This is a genomic window from Vibrio sp. Vb1127 (genome assembly GCF_033338735.1).
Lineage (GTDB): Bacteria > Pseudomonadota > Gammaproteobacteria > Enterobacterales > Vibrionaceae > Vibrio > Vibrio alginolyticus.
The window spans coordinates 164,560-182,278 of record NZ_JAWOTF010000005.1 but is presented as its reverse complement, the minus strand read 5'-3'; the positions used below and the strand labels follow the sequence as shown (position 1 = coordinate 182,278).

Genomic DNA, 17,719 nt, shown 5'->3' with positions numbered 1-17,719 from the left:
ACCTCACCTATTCAAAAAACGACTGTGCTTTGGCAAAGAAGTGTTCATCGCCGAAGTTGCCCGATTTCAGAGCCAAAGAAAGCTCGCCTTCAAGTGACTTCACCCAAGGTACACCTGGTGCGATTTGAGGACCGATATGAAAACCTTTTACGGCTAGGCTTTGGGTTACAACCCCTGAGGTTTCCCCACCCGCAACGATGAAATTTTTCACACCGTTCTGCTGAAGTTTAACTGCAAGTTGGCTAAAGAATTGTTCAACCGCGTGACTTGAAGCATGCGCGCCAAACTCTTGTTGAATCGCTTTTAACGCCGCTGCATCTGCGGTTGCGTAAACCAGTGGTGCGAACTCGCTTTCGATGTTGGTCATGACCCAATCAAACACTTGATTTAAGTAATCTTCTTCCGTCAGACACGCCTTCACATCAATAGCAAAGTGTGGCGCTTTTTCTTTGTAAACAGCGACCTGTTGGTTGGTCATGACAGAACAAGATCCAGATAACACAACGGTTGGTGCCTTTTTAGGGTTCCCCTCTTGCTTCGCATCACTTTGATCTTCAAGGTTCTCTATCCAGTTCTTAGCAATACCCGCAGCCAAACCAGAACCACCAGTTACCAGTTTTAGAGACTTCGCCGCTTGACCAAGTGTGACAAGATGCTCTGCATTGAATGCATCAACCACTGCATAGCGGTTGCCTTGTACTTTTAGCTCTTCAAAGCGCCCAATTACCGCTTTTGGACCTTGTTCAATTATTTGGAAGTTCACCAGGCCAGATTTGCCTTGAGATTGAGCATCCATCATACGAACTAGGCTTGAATCAGTCATTGGTGTCACAGGGTGATTACGCATACCTGAGTCGCTTAGCAAGTCTTGGAATACAAATAGATGGCCGTTGTAAACTGTGCGACCATTCACTGGTAATGATGGGCATACAATGGTGAACGCTTCACCTAGCTCTGCAAGCAGTGCATCCGTTACAGGACCAATGTTACCTTCTGCTGTGCTGTCAAACGTTGAGCAGTACTTGAAGTAAAACTGCTGACAGCCATTTGCTTGCAGCCACTTAAGCGCCGCTACTGAATCCTCGATTGCCTCATCTACAGGACAAGAGCGAGATTTAAGACTGATCACGACCGCATCTGCGTTTACATCAATCTCTTCTTTTGGAATACCGTTAAGCTGAACTGTGCGCATGCCGTTTTCTACAAGAAAACCTGCGATGTCTGTTGCGCCAGTAAAGTCGTCTGCGATAACGCCTAATAACATCATTTTTTCTCCGTTTTACGTGCGCTTATTTCTGTTTGTTTTCTACACCTGGAAGCTCAATACCATCAAAAATCTTGATAACGGCACTGTCGTCCTCCTGCCCAAAACCAGCATTGCTTGCACTCAAAAACATGTTTAGTGCTGTGCTTGATAGAGGAAGTGGAAATTTGAGATCTTTTGCTGTGTCCGATACGAGGTTTAAATCTTTCACAAAGATGTCGACCATAGATTTAGGGGAGTAGTCACCATCAACTACATGCTTCATGCGGTTCTCAAACATCCAAGAGTTACCCGCTGCATTCGTCACCACGTCGTACATCAGGTCAAGAGGAATGTTTGCACGTGCCGCTAATGCCATTGCTTCAGCACCAGCTGCGATATGAACACCTGCTAGCAATTGGTGGATAATCTTCACAGTTGCGCCTAGGCCAATCGCTTCACCGATGTTGTAGACTTTAGCTGCCGTTGCGTTGAGTACTGGTTCAAGTGCATCAAATGTGCTTTGCGCTCCCGACGCCATAATAGTCATCTCACCTAATTCTGCTTTTGCAGCACCACCAGATACCGGTGCATCAAGCATCACAAGATTGTGTTCTGCCAATTTCGCTTCAATTTGTTTTGCGTCTTCTGCTGAGATGGTTGCTGAAACCATTACTGGCGTATTCGGCTTAAGCGCTGTAGCAAGACCGGTTTTGAACAAGACCGTGTTAACTTGAGCTGCGTTCACAACAAGAACTAGAACCGAATCAAGCTTATCTGCAAACTCAACTGCATTTGTAGAAACAGCTTTTGCACCGAATGAACCTAACTCTTCAAGCGCTTGAGAATTTAAATCGAAACCATAGACATCTAGGCCTGCACGCACACATGACTTTGCGGCGCCCATTCCCATAGAGCCTAAACCGATAACACCTACAGATTGAACTTCACTCATAAAAACAATGCCTTCTGGTCTATTAAACTTTGTTAATTCTTGTTTGGTTGATGTGATTATATGTGAAGATTAATACTAAGACCTCGCTTTGAATCACATTTTTTCACACAAATTAACAATGTCGTGATATATACCTCTTTATGGGCAGAGATATTCCGAGCAGTTAACACAAGCGAAGGCTGTTCTTACAACGTTGAGAACATAATTCACAGATATTCACAACAAATGAAAAGATTGGTAGGATACTGAAAAACAAGAATATAGAAGTGAAACTATGATCCCAGCAGAACGTCAAAGAACCATATTATCCCTGTTATCACATCAAGAAGTGTTAAGCATTTCAGATTTAACCGACCACCTTGGCGTATCACATATGACCATTCGTCGTGATATCGTGAAGCTTGAATCCTCAGGTAAAGTCGTTTCTGTTTCTGGTGGAGTGCAACTCGCTCAAGCTCTACATTCCGAACTTTCCCATGATGCGAAGGTCGAGCAACAAGCGGATGAAAAAATTCAAATTGGTAAGCTGGCGGCTACGTTAATTGGTCAAGACGCTACGATTTACTTGGATGCGGGAACAACCTCTCTAGAAATCGCCCATCAAATAGCAAATCGTAATGATCTTTTAGTGATCACCAATGACTTCTCTATTGCTGCTTTCCTTATGACGCACAGTGAATGTGAGCTTTACCACACTGGGGGAAAAATTGACCGCGAGAACCAATCCACCATTGGAGGAAAAGTCGCAGAGTTCTTGAATGGGCTAAATATTGATATCGCCTTTATTTCGACTTCATCTTGGAGCTTGAAAGGCTTATCAACACCTAATGAAAATAAAGTTCTCGTTAAAAAAGCAATCATCAAGGCGGCACAAACCAATTATCTGATCTCAGACTCAACTAAATACGGTCAGATAGCGAGCTTTCATGCATTAGACATCGAGCAATTGGACGGAATTATTACCGATCGAAACCTATCCGAAGTGGTCACTCAAGAATTAACGGATAAAGGATTACGTGTGTATAAAGAGTAACACTACCTAAATATCTGAGTTCGCGTAACTTTTATACTCGTTAATTTATAGGTGCTTCCAATATACATAGACCGTGCTGTGTACTTTCTGGCAGAAAACACATCCTTTTGTTTTCTAAATTACCAAATTACTGATTACATCTGGGATATGGAAGCTCACTTCGCTTTATCGCTGCTCGTCACTTGTCATCAAAAATCAAATTCACCGCAATTGCCATCAAAACCAAGCCTGAGATTGGTAGTAAGACACCTAATGGTGAGCGCTCGATGTAAGGCAGATTCTCTGCAATCAATAAGCCCCATTCAGGTTCTGGTGGCTTAACGCCAAGTCCGATAAAGCTCAGAGAAGTCAGGCTGAGCGTAATGTACGGCAAACGCAGAAACGCGTGACGAATCAATGGCGGCAGCACATAAGGCAACAAGTAGTAACGGAGTACTCGCCACTGACTGGTTCCCCAAATGGGCGCAAGATGCGTATAAGGCTGCGCTTTGGCTTCCATCAACAAGCTCGCACAGTGCGCCGCTAATGGTGCCCATGACACCATAACAATCGCAATCAAGGCACTGTTTGGGTTCATTCCCGTTAGACCTGCAATCAGCAGACCCGCCACAATGTATGGAACACCTTTGGTGATCTCAATTAAGCCTTGGCTATAACGAGTCACGAAGCCGAGCAACAAACCAATCACTAAACTTAGGAACGTTGCGATGATGCCCATTTTGATTGTCGACATCATACCGCCGCCAACACGAGCAAGCAGATCTCGACCAACCGCATCGGCACCAAACGGGGCAGCTAAGCTTGGCGATTCAAGGCGGGTAAATTGGATGGTATAAGGATCGCGCATTAACGCCCATCCCGCACAACCAATCAGCAAGGCAAAGATTGTCGCACTGACGATGCGTTTGGTGGTGCTTTGGGTAAAACGGAACGTACTGTGACTGCTGATCAGCTTGCCACTTGTGACACTGTGCCCGAGTAACCAGCGTTGCAATAAGATGCTCGCACTGCTGATCAACATCGAGAACACCAGCAACACCAACAAGCCACCTTGCAGCATCGGCAGATCTTGTGATTTCGCTGCGCCTAAGATTAGTCGTCCTATACCCGGAATGGAAAACACTTGTTCCACAGCAACCGCGCCGCCGGTTAAACCAATCACCGTCATTGCGATTTGAGGAATCAAGTTACTAACGGCACGCCACAAGGCAAAGCGTAAGATTTGGAACTTACTGACGTTCGCCGATAACCAAGTGATCACCCAAGGCTCATCTAATACACGCTTGAGGCTGTCATTGAGCAAGCGCCCGAACAAACCAGCAGCAGGCAATGCCATTGCCAAACTTGGTAGCCAGAGGTTTTGCACGCCTTGCCAACCATAAGGTGGGAACCAACCCAACCAAATGGAAAATACCATGATCAGCAATGAAGCAATCACGTATTCCGGCAATGAGACCAACACCGAACTGAGCGTGTCGTGATGCTTGTCTAAACGATTCTGTTGCCAACGACGCACGGTGTAAAGCACGCTCGCCATGCACATTACAAATGCTATACCTAACGCTGTAAGCATCAGTAATAGTGACGTTTTTGCGGTTTGTTGAACGCTCTCCATGACGGACGCCCCGCTCACCCAAGAGACACCTAAGTCACCTTGCATGGCAAGCGTCAACCAATCCCACAGTCGCTCAGCAGCGCTGCGGTCAAGTTGAAGATCTTCTCGAATGGCTTGCAGAGCTTCTGCCGTCAGCAATTGTTGAGCACCCGCACGGGCACGGAGGATTGATTGGCTTGGGTCGATACCGGCAATATCCGGCATCAAACCCACCAGCACAACCACTACCCCGAGTGACAGGAAGCGCGACAAAAAACGCGTAAACCATTCAGGCATACAAGCGCTCCAACGAGAGCGCATGTTGGCAACAGACGACATCGAGTTAGTTCACCTCAGTAAACTGGTCGATCAGGCGACGCTCACGTGGGTCACGTTGTGCGTTCTTCACGCGGTCACTCTCACCTTGGATTACACGCTCGTGAAGCAGTGGAATCACAGCGTATTGCTCAAGGATTTTGCTTTCTGCTTCGATGATCGCTTGTTGGCGTTTCTCACCCAATGGTTGACGGTCAGCGTGTTTCAATGCTGCGTCCACTTCTTCAGAGCAGAACTGACCTAGGTTGTAAGAACCTTTACAGCTAAAGTCACTTTGCATGTACGCCACTGGGTCACCAGAATCCAGCACCGTTGCACGTGACAACAAGAACGCATCGAACTTACCTGCTAGTGCATCGTTTTCGATTTGTGCGTATTCACGAACGTCTAGCTCAACCACAAAGCCAGCCGCTTCAAGTTGTTGCTTTAGCAGCACCGCTACTTCTGGCAACTCAGCACGGTCGGTAAATGTACCGATGGTGATCTTCTCACCGTTCGCGTGGCGCATTTCCATGGTTTCCATACGAGGGTTCGCATCACGAATTGGTTGAGCCCATGCCAATGCTGGACCTAACAGACCTTTCGCTGAATCGGCGTGGTTCTCGTAAACCGTTTTGATGATTTGCTCACGGTTAACCGCTTGAGCCGCTGCTTTACGCAAACCGAACTGGCTAAACACATCTGATTTGTTGTTTAGGTAAAGCGTGTTGGTACGTGGCATTGCAACTTCGTGCAGCTGTGAAGATTCCATCATCGCGATTTGCGAAACAGGAACCGCTTCAACTACATCCGCCTCACCGGTACGTAGTGCCGCAGCACGAGCAAAACCGTTTGGTACGTATTCAGCAAAGATACTGTCTACTTTTGCTTTTTCGCCCCAGTAACCGTCAAAACGCTTCAGTTTCGCGCTGGTTGTACCGTTAATTTCTGTCAGAACGAATGGACCCGTACCCGCATTGATTGGCACAACACGACCGTTTTCTTGATATGCAGCACCAGAAAGGATCGCTAACTGTGGGCTAGATAGACGGCTTGGCAACAATGGATCGTTAAAGGTCGTTTTGATTTCAACAGTGAAGTCGTCCAATGCGCGAACTTGCCATTCGATACCATCCAAAATGCGTGGCTTTGGTGCGGCATCTAATGCTTTTTGTAGAGAGTTCACAACCGCGTTGGCATCAAGGTCAGAACCATCGTGGAATTCCACGCCCTTACGTACCGTAAATTGCCACGTCATCGGATCAACTTGTTCCCACTCTGTTGCCAGCATAGGCTCTGCTACCGACTGATCGTTTAAGTTCACTAGCGTTTCTGCTGTGCTCCAACGTGACAGTTTGAACGCGTCATCTGAAAGTGGTGACAAACCTGTGCGTGGTGGTTGCATCATCGCAACGCGAATTTCCGCTGCTTGCGGTGCAGCTGCTTTTTCCGCTTCTGGCTTGCTTTCGCCAGAGTCAAAACAACCCGTCAGCAGTGCGCTTAAAGCCAGCGACAAAGCTAACTTGGGAGTACTAAGGTGCATAAGAAACCTCTCCAATGGTTTTTGTGAATTCATTACTTTTGTGTTGAGCGCTCATCAAGGCTCTCGTGATCAAGTGTGATGGGTTATTTGTCACGTTCTGTGCTGTGCCGTGCTCGACAACACGTCCTTTGTCTAACACTAGGATTTCATCGCATAGGGTTTGTGCCGCATCGAGGTCATGCGTCACCAAAATCAGGCGCATCTGACGACTCTTTTGAATGCCTGCCAACAGGTCAAGAACCTGTTTACGACTGACGGGGTCTAGGCTGCTGGTTGGCTCATCGGCAACCAACACACAAGGCTCGACAATCAAAGCTCTAGCGATAGCCACACGTTGGGCTTGCCCAACTGATAATTGCTGCGGGTTACGATCTAACAATGTGAGATCTAAACCGACATCCGCCAAAACCTTTTCCACCTTCTCGTTAAGCTCTTGCGTTAAACCAATATTGCTTAGCGGCTCCAGTAAGATCTGGCGAACGGTGTAGTACGGATTCAAGCTCGATTGCGGCTCTTGTGGGATCAGCTGAATGTGCTGACACAACTCTTGTCGCTGCTTAGCCGAGCTACGCGATAACGGATAACCACACACATACACTTCACCAGATGTGGGTTTACGAAGACCAAACAGAAGCTCAATCAAAGTCGATTTACCCGCACCAGAAGGACCAACAATCGCAATGTTCTTTGTGTCGATGGCAAGATCCAATTGTTCGAGCGCTTTGAACGGTTTGCCCCCTAACCAACTTGGTTTGGAGTAATAGTGAACACTGGCTTGCTCAAAGCGAACTTCCGCCGATTTAGGCTGTGTGTGCCCGCTCAAGTTGTGCTTAGTCAAAATAGGCTCCAGAGATGAGGTTAAGGCAGCAGTTGCGCAAGTTGTTGGCAGAAAGGATGCGAACTTTGCTGAATGGCTTGCCACGGTGCGCCATAAGCCACCATGGTGTTGTCCGCAATCACCAAGACTTTGTCACACGCCAAAGCCGCAGACAGATCGTGCGTGATCAACAAACCACTGATGCTGCGTTGCTGAACACTGCAGCGGAACAACTCAAGGATCTCCGCTTCGGTGATTGGATCGAGCGCACTGGTGGGCTCATCAGCGATGATCAAGTTGGCACTACCAAGCAATGCAATGGCAATACAAATACGCTGACGTTGACCACCAGATAGCTGACTTGGATGCTGCGCTAATGCTGCTTTTGGATCCGCAAATCCGAGTTGAGACAACAAGGTCGTCACCGTTTCTCGGTTTGCTGAAGACAAGCGTGTTTTGTTGCCCGTCAATGCCAAACACAGTTGTTGTTCGACAGACGCCAATGGATTCAGCGCTTTAAGTGCATCTTGGAAAATGACCGCGGGACGCTGTGATTGACTCCGTTGCAGCATGGCAGTTTGTGCGACTTCACTGCTGTTAAGCTGGATACTTCCGTCTACCCAAATATCTGACGGCAAAAAACCTGCGACGGCTTTCGACAACATGGATTTACCAATGCCGGAAGGTCCCATAATGGCAAGAGCTTCACCTTGAAACAGCTCAAAAGAAATGTCTTTGAAGAGTGTGCGTTCTGAGTCTGTAAGGCTGAGATTATTAACGGAGAGTACTGGTTGAGAAATCACGGCATCAAACTAAATGTAATAATATAACATCACAAATAATATCATGCGGGTTAAAGCAAGGAAACCAGTCGGAGGGGTTATTTCATCACCTTTTTCAGATTTATCAACAAGGGCAGATGGCTCCACCCTTGTTATAAGAACATCTAAATTAGGTCGTTTGTGACAGTGTGAATTACTGACACTTTTGTTTGACTTGTTCGAGGTATGGGAACAAGAAGACAAAGCGCCCAACGTAGAACAGAGTGAATGCCAGCCATAAACCGTGGTTGCCCCAATATTGCACCGCAATAAATTGAGTCACTAAGAACAACACCATGGTTAGAAAGGTAGAGTTACGCACTGGTCGCGTCGTCCCTGTACCGGTAAAGATGCCGTAAAACGTAAGACCAAAACCAGCAACCAACGGGAATGCCAATAACCAAGGGCTCATGTCTAGATACAGTTCAACAAGGTTTGGCAAGGTGGTAAACAACATCACTAATTGGTGTTTGAACTGCACCAACAGCAAGGTCAATACAAGAACGAACGCCGCGGTCCATTGCGTGTTTAGCTTAATCACGTTATCAAGCAATGTTGGATTCTTCTGCCCTACCGCTTTACCGGCAAAGACGCTCGACGCATTCGCCACACCGTCGAACATGTAGCTGACGATAAAGGTCACTTGCATCAAGATTGCGTTCGCAGCAAGCACATCAGAACCAAGCTGAGAGCCTACACGCGCCATCATGTTGAAGAACACCAATAGACACACAGTACGAAGCAGCAGATCCATATTGGAAGACGCAATGACTTTGAGATCTTTACGCGTCATTTTTGCGGTCTGAATGTGATCAAACAGCGGGAAGCGACAGGTTTTCAACACCAGCACCGCACCAATAACAAACGTCGAGATTTGCGCGATAAGTGTCGCCACCGCAACACCAGCAATGCCCATATCAAAGTACAACACAAAGACGATATCCAGCACGATGTTCAGAACGTTACCAAACACTTGCGTGAACAAGGTTGCTTTGGCTTTCGCCTGCCCCATCAGCCAACCAATCACGGTGTAGTTCAGCAGTACAAACGGTGCACCAAAGATCATGATATCGAAGTAAATCTTCGCGTTTTCGGCCACGACTGCATCAGGGGAGATAATCAGCTCTGCCCCCATCCAAATCACGGACTGCAACGCAATGAAAATCAAGCCAAGGCAAAGCGAAAGCACGAAAGGACGGAATAAGCTGCTCGCTTGATCTTCTGGGCTATTTTTACCTAATGCGATTGCACTTTGCCCGGTAGTACTGACGCGGAAGAAGCCAAACAGCCAATACAAGGTATTCATGATGACGGTGCCGATCGCTACACCACCAATCATCTCAGCCACACCGAGTTTACCGATCACCGCGGTGTCCACCGCCCCCAATAATGGTTGGGTTACCGTAGAAACGATGAAAGGAAATGCGATTTTAAAATAGTCTTTATGAGTCAGGGACATCTTAAATTATGAACAGGATTAATTTTTATAAGGTCGCTATCATATGCGAATGGCGCCCGAACATGAACCAAAGTTCACCAGCAAGGAATAGCATTGATAATTGATACAACCAGCCAACGTATTCTCATACCAAAGCTTGAAATAGGATAACGACTTATGAGAAAAGCCAAGTTAACTGCATATAAATGAGTTTCTAGTTTGGAAAGATTAGCGTTTGGTGGAGCATGGCAGATCAGAATGTATCTGCCATGTCATAACGGTAGTGATTGGTGAAAAGAGACCGTACAGATGATATTTAATGCTTGTGGGTTTCATCTGACAATGTTTAGGTCGATACCAAGCCTTATGTTCTGTAAAGCACCTTCACAACATGCCAACCGAACTTGGTTTTAACTAAATGCGGCGTTAACACTTCGCCAGAAAAGCACACTTTGTCGAATTGAGGTACCATTTGACCACGGCGGAATTCACCAAGGTCACCACCGCGTTTGCCTGACGGGCAAGTTGAATACTTCTTCGCTAATGTCTGAAACTTTGCGCCTTTTTTCAGTTGCTTGATTATGTCTTCCGCTTGCTCTTTGTGCTTCACAAGAATATGTAATGCGGCTGCTGTATTTGCCATTGTTCTATCTCTCACTATTCTGGTCGCGCAAGTGTACCCAATCCTTTTTAACAGACCAAACATTTCTTAATAATAGCTCAGCGGTAAAGGCCCAAATACACGAGGAATATAAAATCGTCTACATAATGAGTTTAAAATACAAACAAGTTTTGCTCAGTTAATCACTATTCTCTAAAAGATTGTCTAAAAAGCTCACATTTGTCTCTCCGATGGTTGAAGCCTTCGTCTGATAAGATTAGATTAGACACAATTCGGTGGTATTTATAAGGTTATTTTCATGGCAAAAGTCGTTAGCAAAGCGAATCAATCTCAGGGCATGTTGATGTTTAAGCTCACCCTGCAACAGAGTTTCGCTATCGGTACGCTAAAAGTCCGTGAAATCGTCCCGTACATGCCAACGACAAAGATCCCTTACTCGCATCATCACGTCATTGGAACCGTTACGATACGTAACTTAACAGTACCAGTGATCGATATGTCAGCGGCTGTTGGCTTTCGTCCTATTAGTGAAGAAGAATATAAAAGCTGCTACTTGATCGTGACAGATTGCTTGCGAACCGTGGTTGCGTTTATGGTTCGTAGTATAGAGAAGATCATTGAGTGCGATTGGAAAGCTATTGAAACGCCACCTCCGAGCGCTGGAAAAAATATTTTCGTGACTGGAATTACTCGCTATGAGGACAAAACTGTTCAAATGCTGGATGTGGAGCTGCTACTTTCCAAAATTTATCCGCAGTACGAGAATTCAAAGATCCCAATGCTGACAGATATTGAGCGAGAACGCCTAAAAGCACTCAGTATTCTATTGGTGGATGACTCTTCCATCGCTCGTAAACAGCTGTGTGACGCACTTGATAGCATCAATATTGGGTATCAAATCTGTAAAAATGGTTTAGGTGCATTGGAACTGATGAAAAGTGACGCTGCGGCTCATCGCCCAATTGATATTCTGGTCAGCGATATTGAAATGCCCGGATTAGACGGTTATGAATTAGCATTTGAAGTTCAGAATAATTCCTCTCTGAACCATTCATACCGCATTTTACATACATCGTTATCGAGCGAAATCTGTGTAGACAGAGCTCACCAAGTTGGCGCGCATGAGGCACTTGAGAAATTCAATGCAGGAGAACTAATCGAAGCGATGCTTCGCGGAGCAAAAGAGCTAGAAGCCAAAGCTATGACTTCTTAACTCTTATTGGACGAGTTGATTTGAGAATATAATGCAGTGCTTGTCCTATCCCTGATGCTCACATCCGCTAATTTCTCAGCTCACTTCTTTGGCATCGCGTAACTACGAGAAACGAATTCCGTCTCTTTGACTTGATGAGTATGATTAATATAAGAAGCTAGGCTGTAAAGTACATTCGCTAATAAGTTCGCGTAACGAAACAAAATAGGTGCGGGCTGCTTCTTACCTGTATGTTCAACGGCAACTAATGCTCGTACCGTTTTTTTAGCTTGGCAACGGCACAAATGCAATTGACTGGCTGCCGGGTGTCCTCCGGGTAGAACAAAGCCTTTGAAGCCACCATCAATGCGTTGCTTGAGCAAAGCATAATCGGCCTTTAACTCTTCAACTTCCGTCTCTGTAATCGCTAATTTTCCGCGAACCGAACCATTTAGATGATAAACATTAGGCTGCATTCTTGTCAGTATATCACGGCTAAACTCGTCCAACTCCATAGCGAGAACAAGGCCAATACGACTACAAAGTTCATCTGCTGTAATTTCAAAGTCACAAACCGGACTGTCCTCGTAAATAAACGGATAGCAAATCTCGCTCAATTCCTTGCTTACAGGTTTCATGCTTTTGTTCCAATATAAAAAAGGGAGTCAGTATAACCTAACTCCCTTTAAACGTTCATTATGCCAAATAATCGACATTCATATGATCGGTTTACAATCAGGCACTTTCGACTTTCTTGTGACCTTCTTGAAGGTGAACAAAATCGACTAAATCATCACCAGACACTTGATACGCCTGACCAAAACCTTTAACAAATAGCCCCGATTCTGGCTTTAAGTTGAACAAAACGAAATCCTCTAGCTGGCTTAGACCATCAATAATCTCACCAAAACGCTCTTTCATTTGTCCAACAACTTGTTGCCACATCTCTGTGTCTCGCTCAACTACATTTGCTACCGCATCAAAAGTTAAGCGCTTACGAGCAAACAGCTGCTTTGAAGACTCTTCATCTTCGATCATCATCAATGAAACATTTGGATTTTCTAAAAGGTTACGGGCATGACGAGCGATTTTAGAAATGAGAACGAAATAACCTTCCTGGTTTTGAACATAAGGCGCGTAGCTTACATTCGGGCGACCTTCTGCATCGACAGTTGCAAGCTGAAGTGTACGGCGCTCCTGACGAAACTCTTTGATCTCTGGCCCTAAACGACCTTGCAAACGCTCTTGTTTAACTTGTTGATCCATATTGATACCTGACTTTACTAATTAGTATTCGAGTTAAGCCTCGATTATGTTTGTGATTACTTTTTTAATTCGGCTTGTAGGGCGCGAAATGCGGTTACTTGCTCTTCAATCAACTCGCGCTTTTCGTTACGGCCTAAATAAACCTTGAAAATATTGCTTCCGCACTCCGAGAAAAAACCAAAATAGTGACTCTCTCTACCCATAAACGGTTTACTGACTAATGCGACATTTTTAACGTTATCTAATTTAAGGTGGCCGTGCAGTTCACCTTCTCTACCCATTAAATTGTAATAGCCACGCGCCACTTTTCCTTTTGGAAACGGCGCTTTAACTTCAAAGATAGAACCAAAAGAGTGGACGATGGTCGTCACCGGGCCAAAACCAACCAAACTTTCTAGGATGCTTTGCGCTTGCTCTCCTGGTGCAATAGCCACCATTTCCTGAGGTAGAGCCGCAACAACCTCAAACTCGGAAATGCCAAGACGCTCTGCCATCGCAGCTGGCAATAATTGTGGTTCTTGCTCTAGTAATACTTCAACTTGTTGCTTGATTGATTCCATTGTGTCTTCCGTTTTTGTTCAATTTGTTTTCATTAATTATTGGATGCTTTCGGTACGGTTTCGTTCATCTCCGACGTGAGTACCTGAATACAACTTTGAGCCAATGACACTGCCCAGAAGCTGCCTGCAAGAGTAAGGACTGCGCTACGTTCATGTAGTTGTACTAAGCCTTTCGCTTGCCACACTTTAAATAGAGGCAATAAAAACCCGAACGCGTCCTCTCCCATAAATGATGGAAGTTGATTTGCTTGAACAATGCCACGGTCAAACGCAGATTTGAGTGCAGAAAAAAGTGGTTCTAGAGGGCTTTGCTTCATCATCATCGCGATGGTGCTTTGACCTTCTTTGACCGCTTTAATATAGGTCTCTAGTGTGCGGTGTTGCATCATCCCGTAGCCACCGATATTACCTCCAGCACCACAGCCAATTGGCAATACCTCTGCATAAGTCTTGGCTAAACTATTGTATAAACTACGCTCGCGGTTATCGATTGCCCAATGGTTCACACTCAGTTGCTTCATATGGTGTTTGGCCATAAAGTTCACACCGAGCTCATACATTCCCGCTTTTTCTGGTGTGGTCGCAGGTGGCGGGATTTTTCCCTTTTCTACGAGGTTGAGCATGGGAGCTGACCCGCCAACCACTAACTGATACAAATCTAGTCCGTGTGCGCCAGTCGAGAGGAAATCATTTAAATCTTGCTCTAATACTTCTTTGGTTTGATAAGGTAAGCCATAGAGTAAATCGATAATGACCGGAATTTTGTCTTCTTTGGCGATCTCGCTCACTCGTTTGAGGACATCTTCCCTATAATCTAAACGTTTTGCGCTGCGGCGCACTTGTGTATTAAAACTTTGCACACCAAAAGAGAAACGATTAAACCCACCCTCTAAAGCGCCTTGATACAACTCATCAGAAAAACGATTGATGCGACCTTCTAAGGTGATTTCGCAGTCTGCAGCCAAAGGAAAGTGGTCTCGGATAGCCTGGCCTAACACACGAACCTGTACTGGAGATAAATCCGTTGGCGTTCCGCCCCCGATATATACGGCGTGAAAAATACCATTTTGTGTCCAAGGTAATGCCGCTTTCTCTCTAAGCTCCTGCATTAATGCTTCAAAGTACTCATCAACCAGTGTGCGACTTGCAGCATTTTGAAAGAAGTTACAAAAAGTGCAACGAACGCGACAAAACGGAACATGAATATAAAGACAGCGTTTATTGGTCGCTTTAACTGAGTTAGCCGTAATACTCGAAAAAATCGCCTGTTGTTGAGACGAGGGCACAGGTACGCTCGCTCCCCCGGCATGTGCAGAATGCTTCTTAACAAAAGCAAATCGCAATGGATCAGGACTATCACTGGCCAACACTGATTCATCAAGCTTATCGATATCGACGCTCATATATACTCGCTTAACTCCCATCATGTAAGGGATGGAAGCTGATCTTAAAAATTCTGCAAGAATCATAATTTGAGCGTAATGATAATGCAATTGATAATTGATCTTATTTCCATTGTAAGTAATAATCTGCCCAAGTTTTCATAGTTTCCCGAGATATTCCGTGAACGTACAAAGATATGTCATTGCAGGAGGTGCTTCCCTTGCCATCCATGCCGCACTTCTTTTTGTTTCTCAAGAGACAAAGGTGTTCGCGATGCCGGCTGGAAACCCAGCAAGTTCGGTAAGTCTAAATCTTGTGTCTGCTCCTCCCGCTGTCGAAAAATCTACACCAGAAAATGTAGCGCCACCAAAAGAGCAGCCTCAAGACCAACCTGAACCAGAAAAGAAGATTGTAAAAAAACAGGTCGTCAAGAAAGACGCTGTTAAGAAGAAGGTAGTAGAGAAAAAACCTGAACCGGTTAAACAATCTAAACCTAAAGCGGTCGAGCCCACCAAAACCGTAACAAAGCAAAAGGTTCAGCCCGAAGCGAAACCAAAGAAAAAAACGGAACCGGTGAAGAAAGAGACGGTAGCTCAACAATCCGCACCTGCGAGCCAATCCAAAGGGGCAACATCTCAGCCTGTCTTGGTCGACAAACCAACGTTTGTGAGTCAACCAACACAACCCCGTTACCCAAGGTCTGCACAAAGACGCGGTATTGAAGGTGTAGCCTTGTATGAGATATGGCTAGATGAGAATGGTAACCAGATTAAACAGGTTTTGATTGAGTCTTCCGGCACAGAGTCGCTAGATGCCTCAGCACTTCGTGCGATCAAACAGTGGCAATTTACACCACATATTTCAGGTGGGCTAAAAGTCGCTCACCGAGTACAAGTACCTGTTCGTTTTAAGTTGGATGGATAATGGAACAACTACAAGAATTACAAACTCAATTTGGGCTGATGACATGGCCTTTGATCATTTGCTCAGCTCTAACCGTGATGATCATCGCCGAGCGATTATTCCATGTGTTAATTAGCCTTGGTGTAGGAAAGCGAGCCATTCGCCAAAAGCTCACAGGATTAGACCCAACAAATGGGAGCGAGCTTGAAGCACTTGCTGAAGAGTTGTCGAATAAGCGGCCGCTTCTGTACCGTGGTGTTGCGATGTTGCTTGCTCATCATTCTTTCTCGAAATCTTTAAGAGAAGATGCCGCAGGTATTTGGCTGCAAGAAAAACGCCATCAGCTGCATTCCGGCCTTCGTTTGCTGACGCTGATTGGTGTCATCAGTCCTTTAATTGGCTTGCTTGGTACGGTACTTGGCTTAATTGACATGTTTAAAGGCATCGCGGTTTCAACGGGGAATATCACTCCGAATGATTTGGCTGACGGCCTAGGTCTTGCTATGCGCACCACTGCCGCGGGTCTCATTATCGCACTTCCTGCCATTTCAGGAGCGCAGATCATTGGTTTGTGGGCGGATCGTGTAATCGCCAAGCTTGAGCACACTTTAAACTACGTCAACTTATGGCTTGAAGGTATCTCGTTACAGCATGTCTCGCCAGACCACTCAAAAGTAACACTGCGCTCTTCTGAGAAGATTGAGGCTGCAACTCAATGATTAAAACACCACAAGAAAATAGTCGTAACGGTTTAACCCCCGATTTAACACCGCTGTTAGACATTATTTTTATCGTCATGGTTTTCCTGATGTTAACCGCAGCGGTCAAACTCGATTCATTAGACGTCAATTTACCGAGCACAGAATCTCAGGCTGTTGCAGATGTCGATAAGCAATCCATCACGGTAAATATTCTTAAAGACGAGCCTTACTGGGCTATTAACGGCAAGACATATATCGATTGGGACAACTTTACCCTCGCGCTGTTAGAAGAGAGTAAGTCAAGCGATAAACCGATTGTAATTGGAGCAGAAAAAACCGCGAATATTCAGTCGCTAGTACAACTTCTCGGCTTTTTACAAGAAAACGGAATTCAAGCAACTCAGTTACTCACTGAAGAGCCATCATAAAAATAAGTAAGATAGAGATCCTTTCAAAATGAAGAACACACGCATCACTATTCATGCTGTTGTCACGGCAGCTATTTCCCTACTTGCGAGTAGTCAACTTTTTGCCAATGAAACGCCATCCTCAGAGCGCGTTGTTAGCGCAGGCAGCGCCGTCACTGAACTCTTGCTTGAACTCGACGCTAAAGATAGCTTGGTTGCTATCGACGTCACCAGTCAATTACCAAAAGGAATGGAACTGCCTAAAGTGGGCTACCATCGTCGTCTTTCAGCGGAGGGGTTGCTCGCCTTACGTCCGACAAAAGTCATTGGTTCTGATGAGATGGGGCCGAAAACAACATTGAGCCAATTGAAATCGGCTGGCGTAGATGTAGAAATTGTTAATACTGATGCAAATGTCGAGGGCCTTTATCAACGTATTGATCAAATTGCGAACCTTATGGATCGCAAGGCTCAAGCTGAAAGCTTAAAGCAAGATGTCCAGGCGCAAGTACAAGCACTCAATGCAAACCAACCTGATCAAGCGAAGAAAAAGAAAGTGCTCTTTCTGCTGATCCATGAAGGGCGACCTGCAAATGTTGCGGGCTCACAAACGACACCCGATGCAATTATTCAACTCGCCGGCGGACAAAACCCAGCCGCTACACAACTCTCGTCATACAAGCCTCTATCCACAGAAGCGATGGTAGAGATGCAGCCTGACGTGATTCTTGTTAGTGGTCGCAGCTATGAAACGTTGGGTGGTGCCGATGCAATTTTAAAAGCAATGCCGCTTCTTGCTGCGACACCAGCAGGAAAGAACAAAAATATCGTGACGATTGATGGTCACGCTCTAGTAGGTGGTTTGGGCCTTAAAAGCCTTGCAGAAGCCAAACGCTTGAATGCACTGCTTTACCCATAGAGACAAG

At 45.6% G+C, this 17,719-nt stretch carries 18 protein-coding genes; 6 read left to right on the top strand and 12 right to left on the bottom strand.

Translation table 11 applies throughout. The features are described 5' to 3' along the window. Nucleotides 1–7 precede the first annotated feature (7 nt). Nucleotides 8–1,264 (bottom strand): 3-oxo-tetronate kinase, encoded by a 1,257-nt coding sequence (gene otnK, locus R7H07_RS09890; RefSeq protein ID WP_005375358.1) that lies wholly within the window; start codon nucleotides 1,262–1,264, stop codon nucleotides 8–10. A gap of 25 nt (nucleotides 1,265–1,289) precedes the next feature. Then, the gene (ltnD, locus tag R7H07_RS09885; RefSeq protein WP_005375356.1) at nucleotides 1,290–2,198 is read right to left on the bottom strand and encodes an L-threonate dehydrogenase; all 909 of its coding nucleotides are present in this window, start codon (nucleotides 2,196–2,198) and stop codon (nucleotides 1,290–1,292) included. A 274-nt stretch (nucleotides 2,199–2,472) separates the two neighbouring features. Between ltnD and R7H07_RS09880 the strand changes: the two genes are divergently transcribed. After that, nucleotides 2,473–3,231, top strand: coding sequence for a DeoR/GlpR family DNA-binding transcription regulator (locus tag R7H07_RS09880; protein ID WP_005375354.1), 759 nt, complete (start codon nucleotides 2,473–2,475; stop codon nucleotides 3,229–3,231). A gap of 178 nt (nucleotides 3,232–3,409) precedes the next feature. Here R7H07_RS09880 and R7H07_RS09875 read toward each other — a convergent pair whose 3' ends face one another. From R7H07_RS09875 to ppiC, 6 genes are all read right to left on the bottom strand, one after another. Beyond that, nucleotides 3,410–5,164, bottom strand: coding sequence for an ABC transporter permease subunit (locus R7H07_RS09875; protein WP_405537427.1), 1,755 nt, complete (start codon nucleotides 5,162–5,164; stop codon nucleotides 3,410–3,412). A gap of 4 nt (nucleotides 5,165–5,168) precedes the next feature. Next, nucleotides 5,169–6,683 carry an ABC transporter substrate-binding protein gene (locus R7H07_RS09870; protein ID WP_054578660.1) on the bottom strand — a complete coding sequence of 505 codons (1,515 nt, stop codon included), beginning with the start codon at nucleotides 6,681–6,683 and terminating at the stop codon, nucleotides 5,169–5,171. Then, a complete protein-coding gene (locus R7H07_RS09865) occupies nucleotides 6,673–7,521 on the bottom strand; it encodes an ABC transporter ATP-binding protein (protein WP_054577077.1) in 849 nt (282 codons plus the stop codon). Before R7H07_RS09865 ends, R7H07_RS09870 begins: the two co-directional genes overlap by 11 nt. 20 nt (nucleotides 7,522–7,541) lie before the next feature. Continuing rightward, the gene (locus tag R7H07_RS09860; protein ID WP_081008274.1) at nucleotides 7,542–8,303 is read right to left on the bottom strand and encodes an ATP-binding cassette domain-containing protein; all 762 of its coding nucleotides are present in this window, start codon (nucleotides 8,301–8,303) and stop codon (nucleotides 7,542–7,544) included. A 172-nt stretch (nucleotides 8,304–8,475) separates the two neighbouring features. Next, nucleotides 8,476–9,780, bottom strand: coding sequence for an MATE family efflux transporter (locus tag R7H07_RS09855; RefSeq protein WP_206958975.1), 1,305 nt, complete (start codon nucleotides 9,778–9,780; stop codon nucleotides 8,476–8,478). Nucleotides 9,781–10,123: 343 nt separating this feature from the next. Continuing rightward, nucleotides 10,124–10,465 (bottom strand): peptidylprolyl isomerase PpiC, encoded by a 342-nt coding sequence (ppiC, locus tag R7H07_RS09850; protein WP_081007916.1) that lies wholly within the window; start codon nucleotides 10,463–10,465, stop codon nucleotides 10,124–10,126. Nucleotides 10,466–10,679: 214 nt separating this feature from the next. Here ppiC and R7H07_RS09845 point away from each other — a divergent pair, with 214 nt between their 5' ends. Next, nucleotides 10,680–11,594: a chemotaxis protein gene (locus R7H07_RS09845; protein ID WP_206958977.1), complete on the top strand. Its 915-nt coding sequence runs from the start codon at nucleotides 10,680–10,682 to the stop codon at nucleotides 11,592–11,594. Between the two features lie 80 nt (nucleotides 11,595–11,674). Here R7H07_RS09845 and R7H07_RS09840 read toward each other — a convergent pair whose 3' ends face one another. From R7H07_RS09840 to hutW, 4 genes are all read right to left on the bottom strand, one after another. After that, nucleotides 11,675–12,211 (bottom strand): ATP:cob(I)alamin adenosyltransferase, encoded by a 537-nt coding sequence (locus R7H07_RS09840; RefSeq protein ID WP_033906781.1) that lies wholly within the window; start codon nucleotides 12,209–12,211, stop codon nucleotides 11,675–11,677. Nucleotides 12,212–12,308: 97 nt separating this feature from the next. Continuing rightward, nucleotides 12,309–12,839, bottom strand: coding sequence for a heme utilization protein HutZ (gene hutZ / locus R7H07_RS09835; RefSeq protein ID WP_005375331.1), 531 nt, complete (start codon nucleotides 12,837–12,839; stop codon nucleotides 12,309–12,311). Nucleotides 12,840–12,895: 56 nt separating this feature from the next. Then, on the bottom strand, nucleotides 12,896–13,399 hold the full coding sequence (gene hutX / locus R7H07_RS09830; protein WP_005385051.1) for a heme utilization cystosolic carrier protein HutX: 504 nt from the start codon (nucleotides 13,397–13,399) through the stop codon (nucleotides 12,896–12,898). 32 nt (nucleotides 13,400–13,431) lie between these two features. Continuing rightward, on the bottom strand, nucleotides 13,432–14,802 hold the full coding sequence (gene hutW, locus R7H07_RS09825; protein ID WP_065275428.1) for a heme anaerobic degradation radical SAM methyltransferase ChuW/HutW: 1,371 nt from the start codon (nucleotides 14,800–14,802) through the stop codon (nucleotides 13,432–13,434). Between the two features lie 160 nt (nucleotides 14,803–14,962). Here hutW and R7H07_RS09820 point away from each other — a divergent pair, with 160 nt between their 5' ends. From R7H07_RS09820 to R7H07_RS09805, 4 genes are read left to right on the top strand one after another with little or no spacing between them, the layout of a single operon-like run. Then, nucleotides 14,963–15,706 (top strand): energy transducer TonB, encoded by a 744-nt coding sequence (locus R7H07_RS09820; protein WP_025998667.1) that lies wholly within the window; start codon nucleotides 14,963–14,965, stop codon nucleotides 15,704–15,706. After that, on the top strand, nucleotides 15,706–16,404 hold the full coding sequence (locus R7H07_RS09815) for a MotA/TolQ/ExbB proton channel family protein (protein ID WP_005385044.1): 699 nt from the start codon (nucleotides 15,706–15,708) through the stop codon (nucleotides 16,402–16,404). Before R7H07_RS09820 ends, R7H07_RS09815 begins: the two co-directional genes overlap by 1 nt. Then, a complete protein-coding gene (locus tag R7H07_RS09810; RefSeq protein ID WP_005375322.1) occupies nucleotides 16,401–16,814 on the top strand; it encodes an ExbD/TolR family protein in 414 nt (137 codons plus the stop codon). The genes R7H07_RS09815 and R7H07_RS09810 overlap by 4 nt, the downstream gene beginning before the upstream one ends. A 28-nt stretch (nucleotides 16,815–16,842) precedes the next feature. Beyond that, entirely contained in the window at nucleotides 16,843–17,712 is an 870-nt protein-coding gene (locus R7H07_RS09805) for a heme/hemin ABC transporter substrate-binding protein (protein WP_065275429.1), read from the top strand. Nucleotides 17,713–17,719: the final 7 nt, after the last annotated feature.

Bases quoted from the DNA above. Each gene is read 5' to 3' on its own strand.
- R7H07_RS09880 (WP_005375354.1), top strand. From the start codon at position 2,473: ATGATCCCAGCAGAACGTCAAAGAACCATATTATCCCTGTTATCACAT.
- hutW (WP_065275428.1), bottom strand. From the start codon at position 14,802: ATGAGCGTCGATATCGATAAGCTTGATGAATCAGTGTTGGCCAGTGAT.
- R7H07_RS09815 (WP_005385044.1), top strand. From the start codon at position 15,706: ATGGAACAACTACAAGAATTACAAACTCAATTTGGGCTGATGACATGG.
- R7H07_RS09875 (WP_405537427.1), bottom strand. From the start codon at position 5,164: ATGTCGTCTGTTGCCAACATGCGCTCTCGTTGGAGCGCTTGTATGCCT.
- ppiC (WP_081007916.1), bottom strand. From the start codon at position 10,465: ATGTTTGGTCTGTTAAAAAGGATTGGGTACACTTGCGCGACCAGAATA.
- R7H07_RS09855 (WP_206958975.1), bottom strand. From the start codon at position 9,780: ATGTCCCTGACTCATAAAGACTATTTTAAAATCGCATTTCCTTTCATC.
- R7H07_RS09845 (WP_206958977.1), top strand. From the start codon at position 10,680: ATGGCAAAAGTCGTTAGCAAAGCGAATCAATCTCAGGGCATGTTGATG.
- R7H07_RS09810 (WP_005375322.1), top strand. From the start codon at position 16,401: ATGATTAAAACACCACAAGAAAATAGTCGTAACGGTTTAACCCCCGAT.
- R7H07_RS09805 (WP_065275429.1), top strand. From the start codon at position 16,843: ATGAAGAACACACGCATCACTATTCATGCTGTTGTCACGGCAGCTATT.
- otnK (WP_005375358.1), bottom strand. From the start codon at position 1,264: ATGTTATTAGGCGTTATCGCAGACGACTTTACTGGCGCAACAGACATC.
- hutZ (WP_005375331.1), bottom strand. From the start codon at position 12,839: ATGGATCAACAAGTTAAACAAGAGCGTTTGCAAGGTCGTTTAGGGCCA.
- ltnD (WP_005375356.1), bottom strand. From the start codon at position 2,198: ATGAGTGAAGTTCAATCTGTAGGTGTTATCGGTTTAGGCTCTATGGGA.
- R7H07_RS09840 (WP_033906781.1), bottom strand. From the start codon at position 12,211: ATGAAACCTGTAAGCAAGGAATTGAGCGAGATTTGCTATCCGTTTATT.
- R7H07_RS09870 (WP_054578660.1), bottom strand. From the start codon at position 6,683: ATGCACCTTAGTACTCCCAAGTTAGCTTTGTCGCTGGCTTTAAGCGCA.
- hutX (WP_005385051.1), bottom strand. From the start codon at position 13,399: ATGGAATCAATCAAGCAACAAGTTGAAGTATTACTAGAGCAAGAACCA.